18 protein-coding genes are annotated in these 16,851 nt (G+C 73.4%); 10 read left to right on the forward strand and 8 right to left on the reverse strand.

The features are described from left to right. Window positions 1-166: 166 nt before the first annotated feature. Window positions 167-664 carry a transcription elongation factor GreA gene (gene greA, locus ACSMXO_RS37515; RefSeq protein WP_346259287.1) on the forward strand — a complete coding sequence of 166 codons (498 nt, stop codon included), beginning with the start codon at window positions 167-169 and terminating at the stop codon, window positions 662-664. Between the two features lie 37 nt (window positions 665-701). On the opposite strand, the gene ilvA is transcribed toward greA, so the two are convergent. The 3 genes from ilvA to ACSMXO_RS37530 all read right to left on the reverse strand — a co-directional run bounded on the left by ilvA (window position 702) and on the right by ACSMXO_RS37530 (window position 4,661). Further along, window positions 702-1,922 carry a threonine ammonia-lyase gene (ilvA, locus tag ACSMXO_RS37520; protein ID WP_346259286.1) on the reverse strand — a complete coding sequence of 407 codons (1,221 nt, stop codon included), beginning with the start codon at window positions 1,920-1,922 and terminating at the stop codon, window positions 702-704. 148 nt (window positions 1,923-2,070) lie between these two features. Beyond that, window positions 2,071-3,471, reverse strand: coding sequence for an amidase (locus ACSMXO_RS37525; RefSeq protein WP_346259285.1), 1,401 nt, complete (start codon window positions 3,469-3,471; stop codon window positions 2,071-2,073). A gap of 47 nt (window positions 3,472-3,518) precedes the next feature. After that, window positions 3,519-4,661, reverse strand: a complete 1,143-nt coding sequence (locus ACSMXO_RS37530; protein WP_455415639.1) for a cystathionine gamma-synthase — start codon at window positions 4,659-4,661, stop codon at window positions 3,519-3,521. Window positions 4,662-4,684: 23 nt separating this feature from the next. Between ACSMXO_RS37530 and ACSMXO_RS37535 the strand changes: the two genes are divergently transcribed. The 3 genes from ACSMXO_RS37535 to ACSMXO_RS37545 all read left to right on the forward strand — a co-directional run bounded on the left by ACSMXO_RS37535 (window position 4,685) and on the right by ACSMXO_RS37545 (window position 7,317). Further along, window positions 4,685-5,107 (forward strand): HIT family protein, encoded by a 423-nt coding sequence (locus ACSMXO_RS37535; protein WP_455415640.1) that lies wholly within the window; start codon window positions 4,685-4,687, stop codon window positions 5,105-5,107. A 186-nt stretch (window positions 5,108-5,293) separates the two neighbouring features. Continuing rightward, the gene (gene msrA / locus ACSMXO_RS37540) at window positions 5,294-5,956 is read left to right on the forward strand and encodes a peptide-methionine (S)-S-oxide reductase MsrA (protein ID WP_455415641.1); all 663 of its coding nucleotides are present in this window, start codon (window positions 5,294-5,296) and stop codon (window positions 5,954-5,956) included. A gap of 377 nt (window positions 5,957-6,333) precedes the next feature. Beyond that, a complete protein-coding gene (locus ACSMXO_RS37545) occupies window positions 6,334-7,317 on the forward strand; it encodes a ribonuclease Z (RefSeq protein WP_455415642.1) in 984 nt (327 codons plus the stop codon). On the opposite strand, the gene ACSMXO_RS37550 is transcribed toward ACSMXO_RS37545, so the two are convergent. Beyond that, complete coding sequence (locus tag ACSMXO_RS37550) at window positions 7,277-7,606, reverse strand: MmcQ/YjbR family DNA-binding protein (RefSeq protein WP_432891408.1); 330 nt, start codon at window positions 7,604-7,606, stop codon at window positions 7,277-7,279. The genes ACSMXO_RS37545 and ACSMXO_RS37550 overlap by 41 nt on opposite strands. Before the next feature lie 26 nt (window positions 7,607-7,632). On the opposite strand from ACSMXO_RS37550, the gene ACSMXO_RS37555 reads away from it, so the two are divergent. Both ACSMXO_RS37555 and ACSMXO_RS37560 read left to right on the forward strand, forming a co-directional pair. Next, on the forward strand, window positions 7,633-8,160 hold the full coding sequence (locus tag ACSMXO_RS37555) for a GNAT family N-acetyltransferase (protein WP_346259280.1): 528 nt from the start codon (window positions 7,633-7,635) through the stop codon (window positions 8,158-8,160). A gap of 87 nt (window positions 8,161-8,247) precedes the next feature. Then, window positions 8,248-9,204, forward strand: a complete 957-nt coding sequence (locus tag ACSMXO_RS37560; protein ID WP_346259279.1) for a S1C family serine protease — start codon at window positions 8,248-8,250, stop codon at window positions 9,202-9,204. Between the two features lie 47 nt (window positions 9,205-9,251). On the opposite strand, the gene ACSMXO_RS37565 is transcribed toward ACSMXO_RS37560, so the two are convergent. Then, a complete protein-coding gene (locus ACSMXO_RS37565; protein WP_346259277.1) occupies window positions 9,252-10,628 on the reverse strand; it encodes a cystathionine beta-synthase in 1,377 nt (458 codons plus the stop codon). A gap of 243 nt (window positions 10,629-10,871) precedes the next feature. After that, window positions 10,872-11,255: a YkvA family protein gene (locus ACSMXO_RS37570; RefSeq protein WP_455415643.1), complete on the reverse strand. Its 384-nt coding sequence runs from the start codon at window positions 11,253-11,255 to the stop codon at window positions 10,872-10,874. Between the two features lie 201 nt (window positions 11,256-11,456). Here ACSMXO_RS37570 and ACSMXO_RS37575 point away from each other — a divergent pair, with 201 nt between their 5' ends. Together ACSMXO_RS37575 and ACSMXO_RS37580 are read left to right on the forward strand one after the other, a co-directional pair. Further along, complete coding sequence (locus tag ACSMXO_RS37575; RefSeq protein WP_455415644.1) at window positions 11,457-12,635, forward strand: SGNH/GDSL hydrolase family protein; 1,179 nt, start codon at window positions 11,457-11,459, stop codon at window positions 12,633-12,635. A gap of 38 nt (window positions 12,636-12,673) precedes the next feature. Further along, the gene (locus ACSMXO_RS37580) at window positions 12,674-13,465 is read left to right on the forward strand and encodes an SGNH/GDSL hydrolase family protein (protein WP_346259344.1); all 792 of its coding nucleotides are present in this window, start codon (window positions 12,674-12,676) and stop codon (window positions 13,463-13,465) included. A 22-nt stretch (window positions 13,466-13,487) separates the two neighbouring features. Here the strand turns inward: ACSMXO_RS37580 and ACSMXO_RS37585 are convergent, their stop codons facing one another. Next, entirely contained in the window at window positions 13,488-14,159 is a 672-nt protein-coding gene (locus tag ACSMXO_RS37585; protein WP_346259273.1) for an NAD(P)-dependent oxidoreductase, read from the reverse strand. A 169-nt stretch (window positions 14,160-14,328) separates the two neighbouring features. Between ACSMXO_RS37585 and ACSMXO_RS37590 the strand changes: the two genes are divergently transcribed. Then, window positions 14,329-15,051, forward strand: a complete 723-nt coding sequence (locus ACSMXO_RS37590; protein ID WP_455415645.1) for a TetR/AcrR family transcriptional regulator — start codon at window positions 14,329-14,331, stop codon at window positions 15,049-15,051. A gap of 9 nt (window positions 15,052-15,060) precedes the next feature. Beyond that, window positions 15,061-16,323, forward strand: a complete 1,263-nt coding sequence (locus ACSMXO_RS37595) for an acetyl-CoA C-acetyltransferase (RefSeq protein ID WP_455415646.1) — start codon at window positions 15,061-15,063, stop codon at window positions 16,321-16,323. Window positions 16,324-16,431: 108 nt separating this feature from the next. Here ACSMXO_RS37595 and ACSMXO_RS37600 read toward each other — a convergent pair whose 3' ends face one another. Beyond that, the gene (locus ACSMXO_RS37600; protein WP_455415647.1) at window positions 16,432-16,773 is read right to left on the reverse strand and encodes a hypothetical protein; all 342 of its coding nucleotides are present in this window, start codon (window positions 16,771-16,773) and stop codon (window positions 16,432-16,434) included. Between the last annotated feature and the right edge of the window lie 78 nt (window positions 16,774-16,851).

Below are 16,851 nucleotides of genomic sequence, written 5' to 3' on the forward strand. Positions count from 1 at the left end.
CGCCGCGCTGACCACCCCGGCCGGCGGACACCGCTGCGGGCCTGTCCGGAACCGTCCCGGCGCCCCGGCCAGCACCGTGCAGCGATAAATGACGTGGCGTCCGGTGTGTAGCGCACTGGTAACTTGGTAATTCGTCCCTGTCCACGACTACCCGAGGAGATCGTCTGTGTCCACGACCGACCGCGAGGCAGCCACCTGGCTGTCGCAGGAGGCCTACGACCGGCTGCAGGCGGAGCTCAACGAGCTGATCGCCGGGCGGCCGGCGATCGCCGCGGAGATCAACGCCCGGCGCGAAGAGGGTGACCTCAGGGAGAACGGCGGTTACCACGCCGCCCGGGAGGAACAGGGCAAGCAGGAGGCGCGGATCCGCCAACTGCAGGAACTGCTCCGTACCGCCCAGGTGGGCGAGGCGCCGACCGCGGACGTGGTGGCGCCGGGCTGCGTCGTCACGATCCACTTCGACGATGACACCGACGACACCGAGACCTTCCTGCTCGGTTCCCGGGAGATCGCGGCGACCACCGACCTGACCGTCTACAGCCCGGAGTCGGCACTCGGCAAGTCCATCCTCGGCGCCCGGCCCGGCCAGACCGTCACCTACACGGCGCCCAGCGGCGCGGAGATCAAGGTGACCGTGGTCCGGTTCGAGGCGTACGGCGCCTGACGGCGGCGACCAATGACGACGTCCAGGCCCGGCCGGCTCAGCCCGGCTGGGCGACGTCGACCTGGTAACCGCAGCCGCGCAGCGCGCTGATCAGCCGGTCGGAGTGCTCGGCGCCCCGGGTCTCCACCGAGAGCGCCACCTCCACCTCACCGAGCCGCAGGTGCGGGTTCTGCCGCTGGTGCACCACGTCCACCACGTTGCCCCGGTGCTCGGCGATCAGGCCCAGCAACGAGGCAAGCTGGCCGGGCCGGTCCGCGCAGCGCACGGTGATCCGCAGGAAACGGCCGGCCGAGGCGAGCCCGTGCTCGATCACCCGCAGCATCAGCAGCGGGTCGATGTTGCCGCCGGAGAGCACCGCCACCACCGGCGGGTCCACGGCGACCGCTCCGGACAGCAGCGCCGCCACTCCGGCCGCCCCGGCCGGCTCCACCACCTGCTTGCCCCGTTCCAGCAGCATCAGCAGGGCCCGGGAGATGTCCTCGTCCGGCACCGTGACGATCTCGTCGACCAGCTTGCTGACATGGGCGAAGGTGACCTCACCGGGCCGGCCGACCGCGATGCCGTCGGCGATGGTGGCGAAGGCCGGCAGGCGTACCGGCTCGCCGGCCCGCAGCGACGCGGGGAAGGCGGCGGCACCGGCGGCCTGCACCCCGATCACCCGTACGTCCGGGCGGAGCGCCTTGGCGGCCACCGCGATCCCGGAGATCAGTCCCCCGCCGCCGACCCCGGCGACGATGGTCCGCACCTCCGGGCACTGCTCCAGGATCTCCAGCGCCACCGTGCCCTGCCCGGCGATCACGTCCGGGTGGTCGAACGGATGGATGAAGACCGCCCCGGTACGGTTCGCGAAGTCCTCCGCCGCGACCAGTGACTCGTCGACGGTGTTGCCGACCAGCTCCACCCGGGCGCCGTACCCCTTGGTGGCCGCCACCTTCGGCAGCGGCGCCCCCACCGGCATGAAGACCGTGGCGGCGGCGCCGAGCAGCCCGGCGGCGAGCGCGACCCCCTGGGCGTGGTTGCCGGCGCTGGCCGCCACCACCCCCCGGTCGCGCTCCGCCGCCGAGAGCCGGGCGATCCGCACGTACGCGCCCCGGACCTTGTACGACCCGGCCCGTTGCACGTGCTCGCACTTCAACCAGACCGGTCCGCCCAGCGCGGCCGAAAGCGGCCGGGACGGCTCCAGCGGAGTGGCCCGGACGACTCCGGCGAGCAGTTCGCGGGCGGCGGTGACCTCGGCGAGTCCGACCAGCTCCGTCATGCCCCAGATCGTCGCATCCCGGCTCCGGAGCGCTCCGGTCGGCGGTGCCGGCGTGCCGGGGGTCACCCTGCGGGCCCGACCCCGGCCGGCCGACCTGCGCCGGGCGGGACCCGATCCCGGCCCGACGGTCCGGGCCGATCCGGCCAGCTCAGCCGGCCGGGGTCGGCACCCGGGGCCAGTCCGGCGCGTGCCGGCGCCAGGGGCCGGTCAGCTCGAACTGCCCGGCCACGCCGAGCAGCAGCAGCTCCGATCCGGGCGGGCCGACCAGTTGCACCGCGACCGGCAGCCCGTCCGGGCGCAGCCCGACCGGTACGACCAGCGAGGGCAGCCCGGCGAAGTTCCACGGCCCGGCGTACGGCGCGTAGCGGATGCAGGTCAGCAGGTTGGACCGCCACGAGCGGGTGGCCCAACCGAGCGCCGGCGGCGGGGCGCTGGCCAGCGCCGGGGTGAGCAGCAGGTCGACCGAGTGGTCGCCGAAGAAGTTGACGCTGCGCTCCCGCCACCGCGTGCGGTCCTGCTCGCGTACCAGGCCGCGGCGCTGGGCCCAGACGCCGAGGGCGGCGTGCCGGCGGCTGCGCCGTTGCAGGGTGCTCGGATCCAGGCCGGCCGCCTCGACCTCGCCCGCTGCCGCCGCCAGCCAGGTGGCGATGCCGCGCAGCCCCAGCGAGGTGGGATAGACCGGGTCGACCGAGACGGTGTCGTGTCCGGCCACCGCCAGCAGCTTGGCGGCGGCGGCCACCGCGTCCCGGTTGGGCTGGTCCGGGCGTACCCCGGAGACCGGCGAGCGGACCGACACGGCGACCCGCAGCCGCTCTGGAGGTATCAGCTTGTCCGGACGCCGCCCGGCGAGCACCGCGAAGCCGACCGCGGCATCCGCCACGGTGGTGGCCAGGATGCCCTGCTCGGCGAGGCCGTACCAGTCGTTGGCGCCGAGCTGGCACGGCACGACGCCCCGGCCGGGCTTGAGCCCGACCAGCCCGCAGCAGGCGGCCGGGATCCGGATCGAGCCGAGCCCGTCGTTGCCGTGCGCGATCGGCACCATCCCGGAGGCCACCGCCGCCGCCGAGCCGCCGGAGGAGCCGCCCGGGGTGCGGTCGGTCGCCCACGGGTTACGGGTCACCGCCGTCTCGTCGTCGGTGAACCCGAAGAGCCCGAGCTCGGGCATCCGGGTCACCCCGACGATCACCGCTCCGGCGCCGCGCAGCCGGCGGACCACCTCGTGGTCGTCCTCGGCGACCGGGGTACGCGCGGCCGCCGACCCGTTCCAGATCGGCAGCCCCGCGACGGCGGTGTTCTCCTTGACCGCGACCGGCACCCCGGCCAGCGGCAGGTTCGCCAGGTCGTCCTGCTCGTCGACCTTCTCCGCCTCGACGATCGCCTCGCCGCCCCGCACCACCCGGAACGCGGACAGCTCGCGGTCCGTCCGGTCGATGTGGTCGAGGTGGTCCGCCACCACCTGGGTGGCGGAGGCGTCCCCGCGACGGACGGCCCGGGCGATCTGTTTCGCGGTCGCGCCCACCCAGTTCGGCGTGATGTCCTGCACGGCCACCTCCCCATCGGCTTGTCCGCAGCGCCGTCCGGGCGGCCGGACGGCGGTCAGCCGAGCGCCTGCTCCAGGTCTGCGAGTAGGTCGTCGGCGGTCTCGATGCCGACAGACAGTCGCACGAGATCGGCGGGAACTTCAAGCGGCGAGCCGGCGGCACTTGCGTGTGTCATCCGGCCCGGATGTTCGATCAGCGACTCGACCCCGCCCAGCGACTCGGCGAGTACGAAGAGTTTCGCCCGGTCACAGATCTGTACGGCGTGCTCCTCGCCGCCGGCCGCCCGGAAGGAGATCATGCCGCCGAACCGGCGCATCTGCTTCGCCGCGACCTCGTGCCCAGGGTGCTCCGGCAGGCCCGGGTAGAGCACCTGGGCCACCGACCGGTGCCCGTGCAGATAGTCGGCGATCCGCTCGGCGTTGTCGCAGTGCCGGTCCATCCGTACGCCGAGGGTCTTGACCCCGCGCAGGGTCAGCCAGGCGTCGAACGGCCCGTTCACCGCGCCCATCGCGTTCTGGTGGTAGCGCAACTCCTCGCCGAGCGCGGCGCTGGCCGCGACGAGGGCGCCACCGACCACGTCGGAGTGCCCGCCGACGTACTTGGTGGTCGAGTGCACCACCACGTCCGCGCCGAGCGCGATCGGCTGCTGGAGGTACGGCGAGGCGAACGTGTTGTCGACCACCAGCAGCGCGTCGACGTCGCTGGCCAGCGAGGCGAGCCCGGCGATGTCGGCGATCCCGAGCAGCGGGTTGGTGGGCGTCTCCACCCAGATCACCTTCGTCTGGCCGGGGCGGACCGCCGTCCGGACGGCGTCGACGTCGGAGATCCGGGCCGCCGTCCAGGTCAGCCCCCAGCGCTCGGCGACCCGGGCGAAGAGCCGGAACGTGCCGCCGTACGCGTCGTCCGGAATCACCACGTGGTCTCCAGGCCGGCAGACGGTCCGCAGCAGGGTGTCCTCGGCGGCCAGCCCGCTGGCGAAGGTCAGCCCGACCGGACCACCCTCCAGCGCGGCCAGGCAGTCCTGCAACGCGTCCCGGGTCGGGTTGGCCGACCTGCTGTACTCGTAGCCGAGCCGGGGCGCGCCGACGGCGTCCTGGGCGTACGTGCTGGTCTGGTATATCGGCGGCACCACCGCCCCGGTGCGGGGCTCCGGCTCCTGGCCGGCGTGGATGGCGAGTGTCTCGAAGCCGTGACTCATTTGCATGAGGCTAGCCTGCACTGGTGGCCGACTGCGTGTTCTGCGGGATCGTGGCGGGTGCGGCGGCGTTCCGGGTGGTGGACTCCCCCGACGGGGTGGCCTTCCTCGACGTCCGCCCGGTGTTCAAGGGGCACCTGCTGGTGGTGCCGCGCACGCACGTCGAAACGCTGGGCGAACTGCCGGACGAGGCCCTGCCCGGCTACTTCCGGCTGGTCCAGCGGCTGGCCCTGGCCGTCGAGGCGGGGCTGGGCGCGGGTGGGACGTTCGTGGCGATGAACAACCGGGTGTCCCAGTCCGTGCCGCATCTGCACACCCACGTGGTCCCGAGGACCAAGGGCGACGGGCTGCGCGGTTTCTTCTGGCCCCGCACGAAGTACGCCTCGGACACCGAGGCCGGGTCGTACGCCGACCGGATCGCCGCCGCGCTCAAGGACCAGCCGGCGTAGGAGTAGCCCACTCCGGCCCGCTACCGCTCGGCGCGGGGTCCGGCGTCGGTGGTACGCGACGGCGACCGCCGGCAGCAGCGGCCTCCGGCCACCAGTGGCGGAGGCGGGGGTGGTGGAGGCTGGGGCGGGTAAGGATCCTGGTGCGTGCCGTGTTGCACCCGGCAGAGGTACGAAAGGAGTTCCATCGTGTTCCTACGGCGTATCAATGCCGAGCTGCCCACCCCCGACCAGGCCCTGCCCGGCCGGCTGATCGCGATGCCGATCTCCGACCGGCACGAGGTGCTCGGTACCCCGCTGCGGGGGCCGTGGCCCGAGGGCGCCGAGGTCGCCGTCTTCGGGATGGGCTGTTTCTGGGGAGCCGAGCGGCTGTTCTGGACGCTGCCCGGGGTGATTTCCACCTCCGCGGGCTATGCGGGCGGTTACACCCAGAACCCGACGTACGAGGAGGTCTGCTCGGGCCGGACCGCGCACGCCGAGGTGGTCCAGGTGGTCTACGACCCCTCGAAGATCGGCTACGAGGACCTGCTCAAGGTCTTCTGGGAGAACCACGACCCGACCCAGGGGATGCGGCAGGGCAACGACGTCGGCACGCAGTACCGCTCAGCGATCTACACCACCACCGACGAGCAGTCGGCGATCGCCCAGTCCTCCCGGGACGCGTTCGCGCCGATCGTGGCGCGGGCCGGGCACGGCGAGATCACCACGGAGATCGCCACGTTGGGGAACTACTACTACGCCGAGGACTACCACCAGCAGTACCTGGCGCCGACCAAGAACCCGAACGGCTACTGCAACCACGGGCCGAACGGGATGACCTGCCCGGTCGGCGTGGCCCGCACCGGGGCGTAGCAACCGGGCGAGGACCGACCCGTAACCGCGAGAGTGTGGCCAAAAACCGTTGCCGGGGCCGACCGGGGATGGATAGCGTGGCCGTACACGGGAAGGGAGGTGGTCCGAGCTTTGTATAGCAATAGGACTCGTGAGGTGGCTGTCCGCTAGCCGCTGTCCTTGACAGTTTCGGTGTCCGCCGCAGGCGGGCAGTTGCAAGTCGTCGAGACCGTGTGGCAGCGGTGCGGCGAATCCACGACAGCCACCCGACCCCCGGGGCGCGCCGGCCCAAGTCCAGCCGGCCTCCGCGTGACCAGTGTCACGCGGAAACCCCGGGGGTCGACCATTTCTCCCGTCGACCGCCACCCGCCGTCGACTGGTACCCCGGAAGGCCCGCCGTGTCCGTACGTGAGCTGGCGGTGCTGGGCACGGCCAGCCAGGTGCCGACCCGGCACCGCAACCACAACGGGTACGTGCTGCGCTGGGACCGTGAGGTGATCCTCTTCGATCCCGGCGAGGGCACCCAGCGGCAGATGATGCTCGCCGGCATCCCGGCCGGCGACCTGACCCGGATCTGCGTCACGCACTTCCACGGCGACCACTGCCTCGGCCTGCCCGGCGTGGTCCAGCGGCTCTCGCTGGACCGGGTGCCGCATCCGGTCGACGCGCACTATCCGGGCGGCGACGCGCACTTCTTCGCCCGGCTGCGGCACGCCAGCTCCTTCTACGAGACCGCCGAGCTGCGCGAACTGCCGGTGCTCCGGGACGGCCAGACCTTCGAGACCTCCGCCGGCACATTGCTCGCCCGCCGGCTCCGGCACCCGGTCGAGACGTACGGCTACCGGCTGGTCGAACCGGACGAGCGCCGGATGCTGCCGGACCGGCTGGCCGGGTACGGGATCCGGGGGCCGGCGATCGGCGAACTGATCCGGGCCGGTCACGTCCACGTGGCCGGGCGGCGGGTGACGCTCGCCGAGGTGAGTGCACCGCGTCCCGGCCAGCGGTTCGGTTTCGTGATGGACACCGGGCTCTGCGACGGGGTCTTCGAGCTGGCCGACCGGGCCGACCTGCTGGTGATCGAGTCGACGTTCCTGACCGAGGACGCCGCGCTCGCCGCCGAGGTCGGCCACCTGACCGCGGCCCAGGCCGCGCGGGTGGCGGCCGAGTCCGGGGTACGCCGGCTCGTGCTGACCCACTTCTCCCAGCGCTACGGCCCGACGTCCCGGGCCGGGGTGCCGCCGGCCGCCGAGCGCTTCGCGGCCGAGGCCCGGGAGCACTTCGACGGTGACCTGGTGGTCGCCGAGGACCTGACCCGGGTGGCGGTGCCGCCCCGGGCGCCGGTCAGCGCGGCAGCGTCGCCGCCAACCGCTTCGGCGCCCTGATCCGCCACGACTCGGTGAGCAGTTCGCTCAGCTCGACCGGATCGGCGGTGTCGAGCGCGACCACCACCATCGGATAGTTGGTGTAGTGCGCCGGCACGGTGTAGGTCTGCGGCGCCGCCGCGAGCAGCGCCTCCCGTTCGTGCGTGAAGATCGCGATCCGCTCGCCGTCCTCCAGCAGCCGGACGAAGAGCTTGCCCCGGATCTTGCAGGCCGGTGTCCCGTATGAGATGCCCTGTTCCACCTCGGGTAGCACCGACACCAGATCACACACTCTGTCCCAGGTGACCATGTCGGTCACGTTACTACGATCAACGGATGACCCTCACGTTGCGCCCGGCGGTCGCCGCCGACCTGATGGCCGTCGGAGACCTCCAGAACCGCTCGCGTGCGGTGGCCTACCGGGACATCGTCCCGGCGGACGCGCTGGCCGCGGAGACCGGCGAGATGATGGGTCGGTACTGGACGGAGCGCTGGGCGTACGAGCGGGACACCCACCTGATGACGGTGGCGGAACGGGACGGCCGGCTGGTCGGCTTCACCTATCTCGGGCCGCACGATCCGGCCGAACCTGACTCGGCCGGCCCGGACGTCGGCGAGCTGTACGCGATCCACCTGGACCCGGCCGAGCAGGGCCGCGGGGCGGGCCGGACCCTGATGGTCGACGCGCTGGCCAAGCTGCGCGCCCGGGGCTGGCGCCGGGCGGTGCTCTGGGTGCTCGTCGACAACGCGCACGCCCGGGACTTCTACGTCCGGGGCGGCTGGCTGCCGGACGGCGCCGAGCGGGAGGGCAGCATCGGCCCCGTGCTGACCCCGCAGCTCCGCTACGCCCGGGACCTGCACTGAGCCGGGTCGCCTCACGCCGGCGGAGATTTCGCTCTGGGCGCAGCGGTGCCGGGGATTGACCGGGGTCGTGCCGGCGTTGACCGGCACATGAGCACCGAAAGACTCGAACCGGAGCGCGCCGAGCGGGCCGCTCTGGACGCGTACTCGCAGGTGGTGACCGGGGTGGCGGCCCGGGTGCTGCCGAGCGTGGCCGCGCTGGCCGTACGCGGGCCGCGCGGCGCCGGAGCCGGTTCGGCGGTGACCTTCACCGACGACGGGTTCCTGCTCACCAGCGCACACGTGGTGGACGGAGCGACCGGCGGGCTGGCCACCTTCGGCGACGGCGCCGAGGCCCGGTTCGACGTGGTCGGCACCGACTCCCTCTCCGACCTGGCCGTACTCCGGGTCCGGGCCACCACCGCCCCGCCCGCCGAACTCGGCGACGCCGACCCGCTGCGGATCGGGCAGCTCGTGGTGGCGGTCGGCAACCCGATGGGGCTGGCCGGCTCGGTCACCGCCGGAGTGGTCTCCGGGCTGGGCCGGTCGCTGCCGGCCCGGGACGGCCGGGTCGTCCGGCTGATCGAGGACGTCATCCAGACCGACGCCGCGCTCAACCCTGGCAACTCCGGTGGGGCGCTGGCCGACGCGGCCGGCCGGGTGGTCGGGATCAACACCGCCGTCGCCGGGTACGGCCTCGGCCTGGCGGTGCCGATCAACTCCACCACCCGGCAGATCATCGGCGACCTGGTGAACTCCGGACGGGTCCGCCGGGCCTGGCTGGGTGTTGCCGGGGTGCCCGTACCGCTGCCGCCGGCCGTGGCCGAACGCACCGGCCAGCAGCGCGGGCTGCGGGTGGTGGAGGTGGTCCCGGAGAGCCCGGCCGGGGTCGCCGGGATCTACCTCGGTGACGTCATCATCTCCGCCGGCGGCCGTCCGGTGGCGAACGGGCAGAGCCTGCAACGGCTCATGCTCGGCCCGGCCATCGGCAGCCGACTGCCGATGACCCTGCTGCGCCGGGGCGCCTTCGTCGACGTGATCGCGGTGCCGGCCGAGCTGAGCCGGTGACAACCGACGTGATCGCGATGCCGGGCGACGCGCCGGCCCGGTGACGGTCAGCGCGGAGCTGCGCCCAGGTGGGCCAGCAGGTCCTGCCGGGTGAGTACACCCTTCGGCTTGCCGTCCACCAGCACCAGCGCGGCGTCGGACTTCTCCAGCAGCCCGACCGCCTCGCTCACCGGCTGCCCGCCGCCGATCATCGGCAGCGGCGGCCCCATGTGCCGCTCGATGGTGTCGTGCAGCTTCGCCTGGCCGGTGAAGAGCGCGTCCAGCAGGTCCCGTTCGGCGATCGAGCCGGCGACCTCGCCGGTCACCACCGGCGGCTCCGCCTTGAGTACCGGAAGCTGGGAGACCGCGTATTCCCGCATGTAGTCGACGGCGTCCCGGACCGTCTCGGTCGGGTGCACGTGCACCAGCTCCGGGATGCCGTTCGGCTTGCTGTTCAGCGCGTCGGCCACGGTCGGCTCGGTGGCGCTGGTGTCCATGAAGCCGTACCGGGCCATCCACTCGTCGTCGAAGATCTTGGACAGGTAGCCCCGGCCGCCGTCCGGCAGCAGCACCACCACCACGTCGTCCGGGCCGGCCTGCCGGGCCACCTCCAGGGCGGCGGCCACCGCCATCCCGCAGGAGCCGCCAACCAGCAGCCCCTCCTCGCGGGCGAGTCGCCGGGTCAGCTCGAAGGAGGTCTTGTCGGAGACCTTCACGATCTCGTCGCAGATGCCCCGGTCGTACGTCTCCGGCCAGAAGTCCTCGCCGACCCCCTCGACCAGGTACGGCCGGCCGGTGCCGCCGGAGTAGACCGAGCCCTCCGGGTCGGCGCCGATGATCCGTACCGCCCCGCCGGAGACCTCCTTGAGGTAGCGGCCGGTGCCGGAGATGGTGCCGCCGGTGCCGACTCCGGCCACGAAGTGCGTGATCCGGCCGCCGGTCTGCTCCCACAGCTCCGGACCGGTGGTCTCGTAGTGCGAGCGCGGGTTCGCCGGGTTGGCGTACTGGTTGGGCTTCCAGGCGCCCGGGATCTCCCGGGTCAGCCGGTCGGAGACGTTGTAGTAGGAGCGGGGGTCCTCCGGGGCGACCGCCGTCGGGCAGACCACCACCTCGGCCCCGTACGCCCGCAGCACGTTCTGCTTGTCCTCGCTGACCTTGTCCGGGCAGACGAAGACGCACTTGTAGCCCCGCATCTGGGCCACCAGGGCCAGCCCGACGCCGGTGTTTCCGCTGGTCGGCTCGACGATGGTACCGCCCGGCCCCAGCAGCCCGGCCTGCTCCGCCTCCTCGACCATCCGCAGTGCGATGCGGTCCTTGACCGAGCCGCCCGGGTTGAAGTACTCGACCTTGGCGAGCACGGTCGCCGAGATGCCGTCGGTCACCTGCCGGAGTCGGACCAGCGGGGTGTCACCGATCAGCTCGATGACGTTGTCGTAGTAGCGCACGACGTTGTGCCCTTCTCGGTGCTCGCCGGCCGGACGGCACTGGCCGGGCACAGGGTCGGTGCTGGTGGCGTGCGGTCGGGGCGAAGGATGGTGGGTTCTCCCGCCAGCGTACGTGCCGCCGGCCCGACCTGTGGCCGGGGTTCCCCGGCCACGGGCGGCGGGATGGTCGGCGGCCAGCCGAAGCCGGTCCGGCCGGCGGCCGGCAGCGTCGCCGGCCCGACGGGCCGGCCAGGCGGGAAGGGGTCAGCGCACCACCCGGCCGGGGATCACGGAGTCCCGACGGGCCTCCCATTCGAGGAAGCGTTCGGTCTCGGCGAGTACCGCACCGGCCAGCCAGGTCGCCATGACCGCGTCGTCGGCCAGACCGAAGATCAGCAGGGTCAGCTCGGGCAGCACGTCGACCGGGGACAGCACGTACGCGGTCGCGGCGGTCATCAGGGCGAGCCGCAGCCCGCCGTCGTACTCGCCCCGGGCGGTCGCCGCGATCATGCGGGGCAGGGCGGCGATCCGCTTGCCCAGCGAGGGCCCGCCCCGGGAGCCGGCGGTCAGTGCCCGGAACAACGCCCTGAAGGCGGCAGTTCGTCGAAGTGTCTTGGTGGCCATGTCCGCGCCCTCCTCTGGATTCATGATGCATCCGAACGCAACCGACCGCTCGTCGAGAAATTCGGTCGGAGACGGAGAAACGCCGGAAAGTCGGCGGTAAAGCCGCGCTGGCCGGGTACCCGACCGCCACCCTCGGCGCTGGCGGGACGCTGACAGCGCGGGGTGGGCGACCCGGGTTAATCTCGAAGGTCGCGAGGGGTACGGCGTGACAGGCGGGGGGCCTTGATGAGTCCGGCCGGATCGATGCGGCGACAGCAGTCGCGGCGGCGGAACCTGGCGTCGCGGTGGCAGCCGCGGCGTTCGGGGTGGCAGCACCAGGCGGCGTGGCGCGCGGAGTCGGCCCAGCGGGAGCGGTCGGTATGGCCGGTCGCCCGGCAGGTAGCGAAGGCGACGGCCCTGGGTGTGGGGCTGACCGCGCTCACCACCGCCGCCGGTTACGGGCTGCTGCTCGGGCAGGCCCGGCAGGCCCGCCGGGTGATCCCGCTGGCCGAGGCGCCGCCGCCGCGCGGTGACGGCGTCTACGGCGCCAAGTTCCCGGGCGAGCCGATCACGATGGTCATCCTGGGTGACTCGTCCGCCGCCGGCTACGGGGTGCACCGGCCCCGGGAGACACCGGGGGCGCTGCTCGCCACCGGCACCTCCCGCCGGCTGCGCCGGCCGGTCCGGCTGTACCGGTTCGCCGTGGTCGGCTGCCTCTCGGCCGGGCTGCGCCCGCAGGTCGACGCGGCGCTGGAGCGCGAACCGGACCTGGCGGTGATCCTGATCGGCGGCAACGACGTGACGAACCGCACCCCGCACACGGTGGCGGTCCGTTACCTCGTCGAGGCGGTACGCGACCTGCGGGCCGCCGGCGCCCAGGTGGTGGTCGGCACCTGCCCCGACCTCGGTGCGATCCAGCCGATCAAGCCGCCGCTACGCTGGCTGGCCCGGCGGTGGAGCCGACAACTGGCCGCCGCGCAGACCGTGGCGGTGGTCGAGGCCGGTGGGTTGACGGTCTCCCTGGGCGACCTGCTCGGTCCCCGGTTCGCCGCCGAACCCACCCGGATGTTCGCCTGGGACCACTTCCACCCGTCCGCCGAGGGGTACGCGATCGCGGCGGCCGCGCTGCTGCCGACCGTACTGGCCGCGCTCGGTGCCGGCCCCGAACGGCGCCCGTCGCTCGCCGGCGACCAGGGCGTACGGTCGCTGCCCGCGGCGGCCCACGAGGCGGCCCGGCATGCCGGTACCGAGGTCCGGGGTGTCCGGGTGGATGGCCGCGAGCACGGCCCCGGCGGGCGGTGGGCACAGCTCCGCCGCCGTGGGGCCTGGTTCGGCCACCCCCGGACGGGAGAGACTGGAGGCCCACCGGAGACACCGGCACCGCTGGACGAGGCGACGACCTCCACAGTAGAGGAACGGGCATGACGGGACTCGACACGACGAGCGGCACGGCGACGTACGGGATGGCGAGCCGGATCGCCCGGGGTGCCGCGGTCACGCTGCTCGCCGGTACGGTCGGCGGGATCGCGCTACTGGCCGGCGAGGCGTTCGTGGCCCGCAACCGCCGGTACGCCCGCCCGGAGCTGGGCCTGGCCCTGCGCTCCACGGTCGGCCGGGCCGGCGCGCCGCCGCTGCGGCTGGTCCTGCTCGGCGACTCGGCCGCACTCGGGGTCGGGGTGGACCGGGCCGACGACACGGTCGGCGGGCAGCTCGCCCGGCTGCTCTCCGAGGGGGCCGGGCCGACCGGTGGCGGTGAGCGCCAGGTCCGGCTCTCCAGCGTCGGCGTCTCCGGCTCCCGCTCCACCGACCTGGCGACGCAGGTGGCCCGGGCGCTGCTCGGCGAGCACCCGGACGTCGCGGTGATCCTGGTCGGCGCGAACGACGTGATGGGGCTGCGCCGGCCGGGTGAGGCGGCGGCGTACCTCGGCGCTGCCGTGCGCCGGCTGCGTGGCGCCCAGGTCCGGGTGGTGGTCGGCACCTGTCCCGACCTCGGCGCGGTCCGGGCCATCGCACCGCCGCTGCGGCAGATCGCCGGCTGGCTGGGCCGGCAGACCGCCCGGGCGCAGGCCGTCGCCGTGATCGAGGCCGGCGGCACGGTGGTGGACCTCGCCGCCGAGACCGGCGCGGTGTTCCGGGCCGACGCCGGCACGCTCTGCCACGACGGCTACCACCCGTCGGCCGACGGCTACCGGGTCTGGGCGCACGCCCTGCTCCCCGCGGTGGCCCGGGCCGCCGCCGGGACCCGACAGCGCTAGCACCCGCCGCCCCGACCGCGGGTCAGGTGGCGACGGCGACCGCCTGCCGGATCGTCTCGGGCTGTTCGAGCGCCCGCAGCATGCAGTGCGCGACGTCGGCGCGCGGCACGACCAGCCCGCCCCGCACACTCCGCCCGTACGCCGTCCGGTAGACGCCGGTCAGCGGCTTGTCGGTCAGCCGGGGTGGGCGTACGACGGTCCAGTCCAGGTCGCTGTCCCGGAGCAGTTCCTCCATCACCGCCAGGTCGAGGTAGTGCTTCCGGAGCACGGTCTTGATGATCGGACCCAGCAGGTATCGCAGCAGCGGCCCCTCGCCCGGGTCGGGGGGCGGTTTCGGACGGCCCGGAGCGGCGATGGTGGAGAGCGGGGCGGCGCTGACCACCACGATCCGGCGTACGCCCCGGGCCCGCATCGCGGTGACGATCTCGCGGGTGCCCCGGGAGGCGACCCCGCTGTCCGCCATCGACCGGGGGCCGAGACCGGACAGCACCCCGTCGGCGTTGTCGACGGCGTCGGCCAGCACCGCCGGATCGGGGTTGGACAGGTCGGCCGTGACCACGCGGATGCCGTCGGGCTCGCCGGCCAGGCTCGCCGGACTGCGTACCACCGCTGTCACGTCGTGACCGGCGGCCACGGCCTGCCGGAGCAGGTGCCGGCCGATCCCGCCACTGGCCGCGAAGACTGTGAGTTTCATGTCGCTTCCAGCTCCCAAGGGGTTAGTGAGTGATCACTTACCTTTAGAGTAGTGAGCACTCACCACCTGTCAAGCGAGCCGACCGACCCACCGGTTCAGAGCGAACCGACGGACCAACTGTCGAGCGAACCGACGGACCATCTGTGCAGCAGTCGACGGAACGAGGGCGATGACCACAAGAAGTCGAGGCGAGACGACCCGGGAGCGCATCCTGGCCGCCGCCTCCACGGTGATCCGGGAGCAGGGCCTGGCGCACACCACGACGAAGCAGATCGCCCGGGTCGCCGGCTATTCCGAGGCCACCCTCTACAAGCACTTCACCGGCAAGGAAGAGCTCTTCCTGGCCGTGATGCGGATCAGGCTCGCCCCGTTCATCGAGCTGATGATCCGGCTGCCGGACCAGGCGGGCAGCGGCACCGTACCGGGACGGTTGACCGCACTCGGCCACGAGATGCTCCAGGTCTATTCCGACTCCGGCCAGCTCGCGATGGCGCTGTTCGCCGAACCGGTACTGCTCGACCGGCAGCGCGAGCTGTTCAGCCGGACCGGCACCGGCCCGCAGCACGCCAACGCCCAACTCGCCGAGTACCTCCGGCGGGAGCGGGAACTCGGCCGGATCGCCGCGACGGCCAACCCGATGGCACTGGCCAACCTCTTCCTCGGGGCCTGCTTCTACCGGGCCTTCCTGGTCGCCTTCCTCGGTCCGGCCGGCGACCAGCTCCTCGACCACGCCCCGGACCGGTTCGTCGGGGAACTGGTCTCCGCCATCCCGTACGGCCCCGGACCGGCCGGCGCGGTCGCCAGCCCGGCCCCGGCCCCCGGACCGGGCCGTGCACCGAACGGATCGACAGCGGGTGTGCCCGCTGGTGACCACGGGGCCGAAGCGGGTTAACGTTGGTTCATGCCGACCGCGTCCCCCCGCGAAGCCGTTATCGTCGCGACCGCCCGCTCCCCGATCGGCCGGGCCCACAAGGGCTCCCTGCGCGAACTGCGCGCGGACGACCTGGCCGCGACCATCGTGCAGGCCGCACTCGACAAGATCCCGCAGCTCGACCCGGCCCAGATCGACGATCTCTACCTCGGCTGCGGGCTGCCCGGCGGCGAGCAGGGCTTCAACATGGCCCGGGTGGTGGCCACGCTGCTCGGCCTGGACACGGTGCCCGGGGCCACCCTCACCCGGTACTGCGCCTCCTCGTTGCAGACCACCCGGATGGCGTTCCACGCGATCCGGGCCGGTGAGGGTGACGTCTTCGTCTCGGCCGGCGTGGAGTGCGTCTCCCGGTACGCCCGGGGCAACTCCGACACGCTCCCGCCGGAGGCGCAGGAACTCGTCGGCGGCGGTTGGCAGAACCCGAGGTTCGACGCGGCCCGGGCCCGCTCGGCGGCCCGCACCGAGGCCGGCGCGCCGGTCTGGACCGACCCCCGGCTCGACGGCGGGCTACCGGACATCTATCTGGCGATGGGGCAGACCGCCGAGAACCTCGCCCAGGCGTACGGCGTGACCCGGGCCGACATGGACGAGTTCGGCGTACGCAGCCAGAACCTCGCGGAGAAGGCCATCGCCGACGGCTTCTGGGCCCGGGAAATCACCCCGGTCACCCTCCCCTCCGGCGAGTGGGTGGACTCCGACGACGGGCCACGCCCGGGGGTGACCCTGGAGGGGGTGGCCGGGCTGAAGCCGGTCTTCCGCCCCGACGGCCGGATCACCGCCGGCAACTGCTGCCCGCTCAACGACGGCGCGGCCGCGGTGGTCATCATGAGCGCGGAACGGGCCCGCGAATTGGAGATCACTCCGCTGGCCCGAATCGTCTCCACCGGAGTGACCGCGCTCTCCCCGGAGATCATGGGACTCGGTCCGGTCGAGGCGTCCCGGCAGGCGTTGCGGCGCGCCGGGATGACCATCGACGACGTCGACCTGGTCGAGATCAACGAGGCGTTCGCCGCCCAGGTGATCCCGTCGTACCGGCAGCTCGACATCCCGCTGGAGAAGCTCAACGTGATGGGCGGGGCGATCGCGGTCGGACACCCGTTCGGGATGACCGGCGCCCGGATCACCGGCACCCTGCTCAACGCCCTGGACTGGCACGACCGGACCATCGGGCTGGAGACCATGTGCGTGGGCGGCGGCCAGGGCATGGCGATGGTGCTGGAGCGGCTGAGCTGAGCTGAGCCGACCGGCCGGGGCCGGCCCGAGGTCGAGCGGCCCGCCGAGGCGCCTCGGCCCCCGGTGGGCCACGGTCCGCACCCGGCGACCCCGAGCGGCGGCGAACGGTCAGAACGCCTGCCGGACGGTCGCCACCTCGTCGGCCGCGCCGGCCAGCACCGGCGCCGGTGGGTCCGCGGCAACCAGGTCCGCCACCACCACCCGGAGCTGATCGGGCAGGGCCAGATCGTTCTCCAACCGGGGTACCGGCCGCCGTGGCTCCCCGGCCGCGTCCGCGCCCAGGTCGGCCAGGAGCTGGACGAGCCGGTGCACCAGGTCGGCCCGGGCCGGCCCCCCGGACGGCCCCGGTGCCGCCCAGCGCGGCGGAGTCCAGTGCCCCACGTGGCGGACGAGCAGGTCGAGCTGGCGGACCAGCGACTCGGCCGGGCGGGCGGGTTCGGGCGCGTTCATCGGAAGCCGCCCGAGAAGGCCCTGGCTTTAGCTATGGGGAGGAAAGGGCGGTCAGCCGCGGTGTTGGGTTTCGGCATG

The sequence above is a fragment of the Plantactinospora sp. DSM 117369 genome (assembly GCF_053764795.1).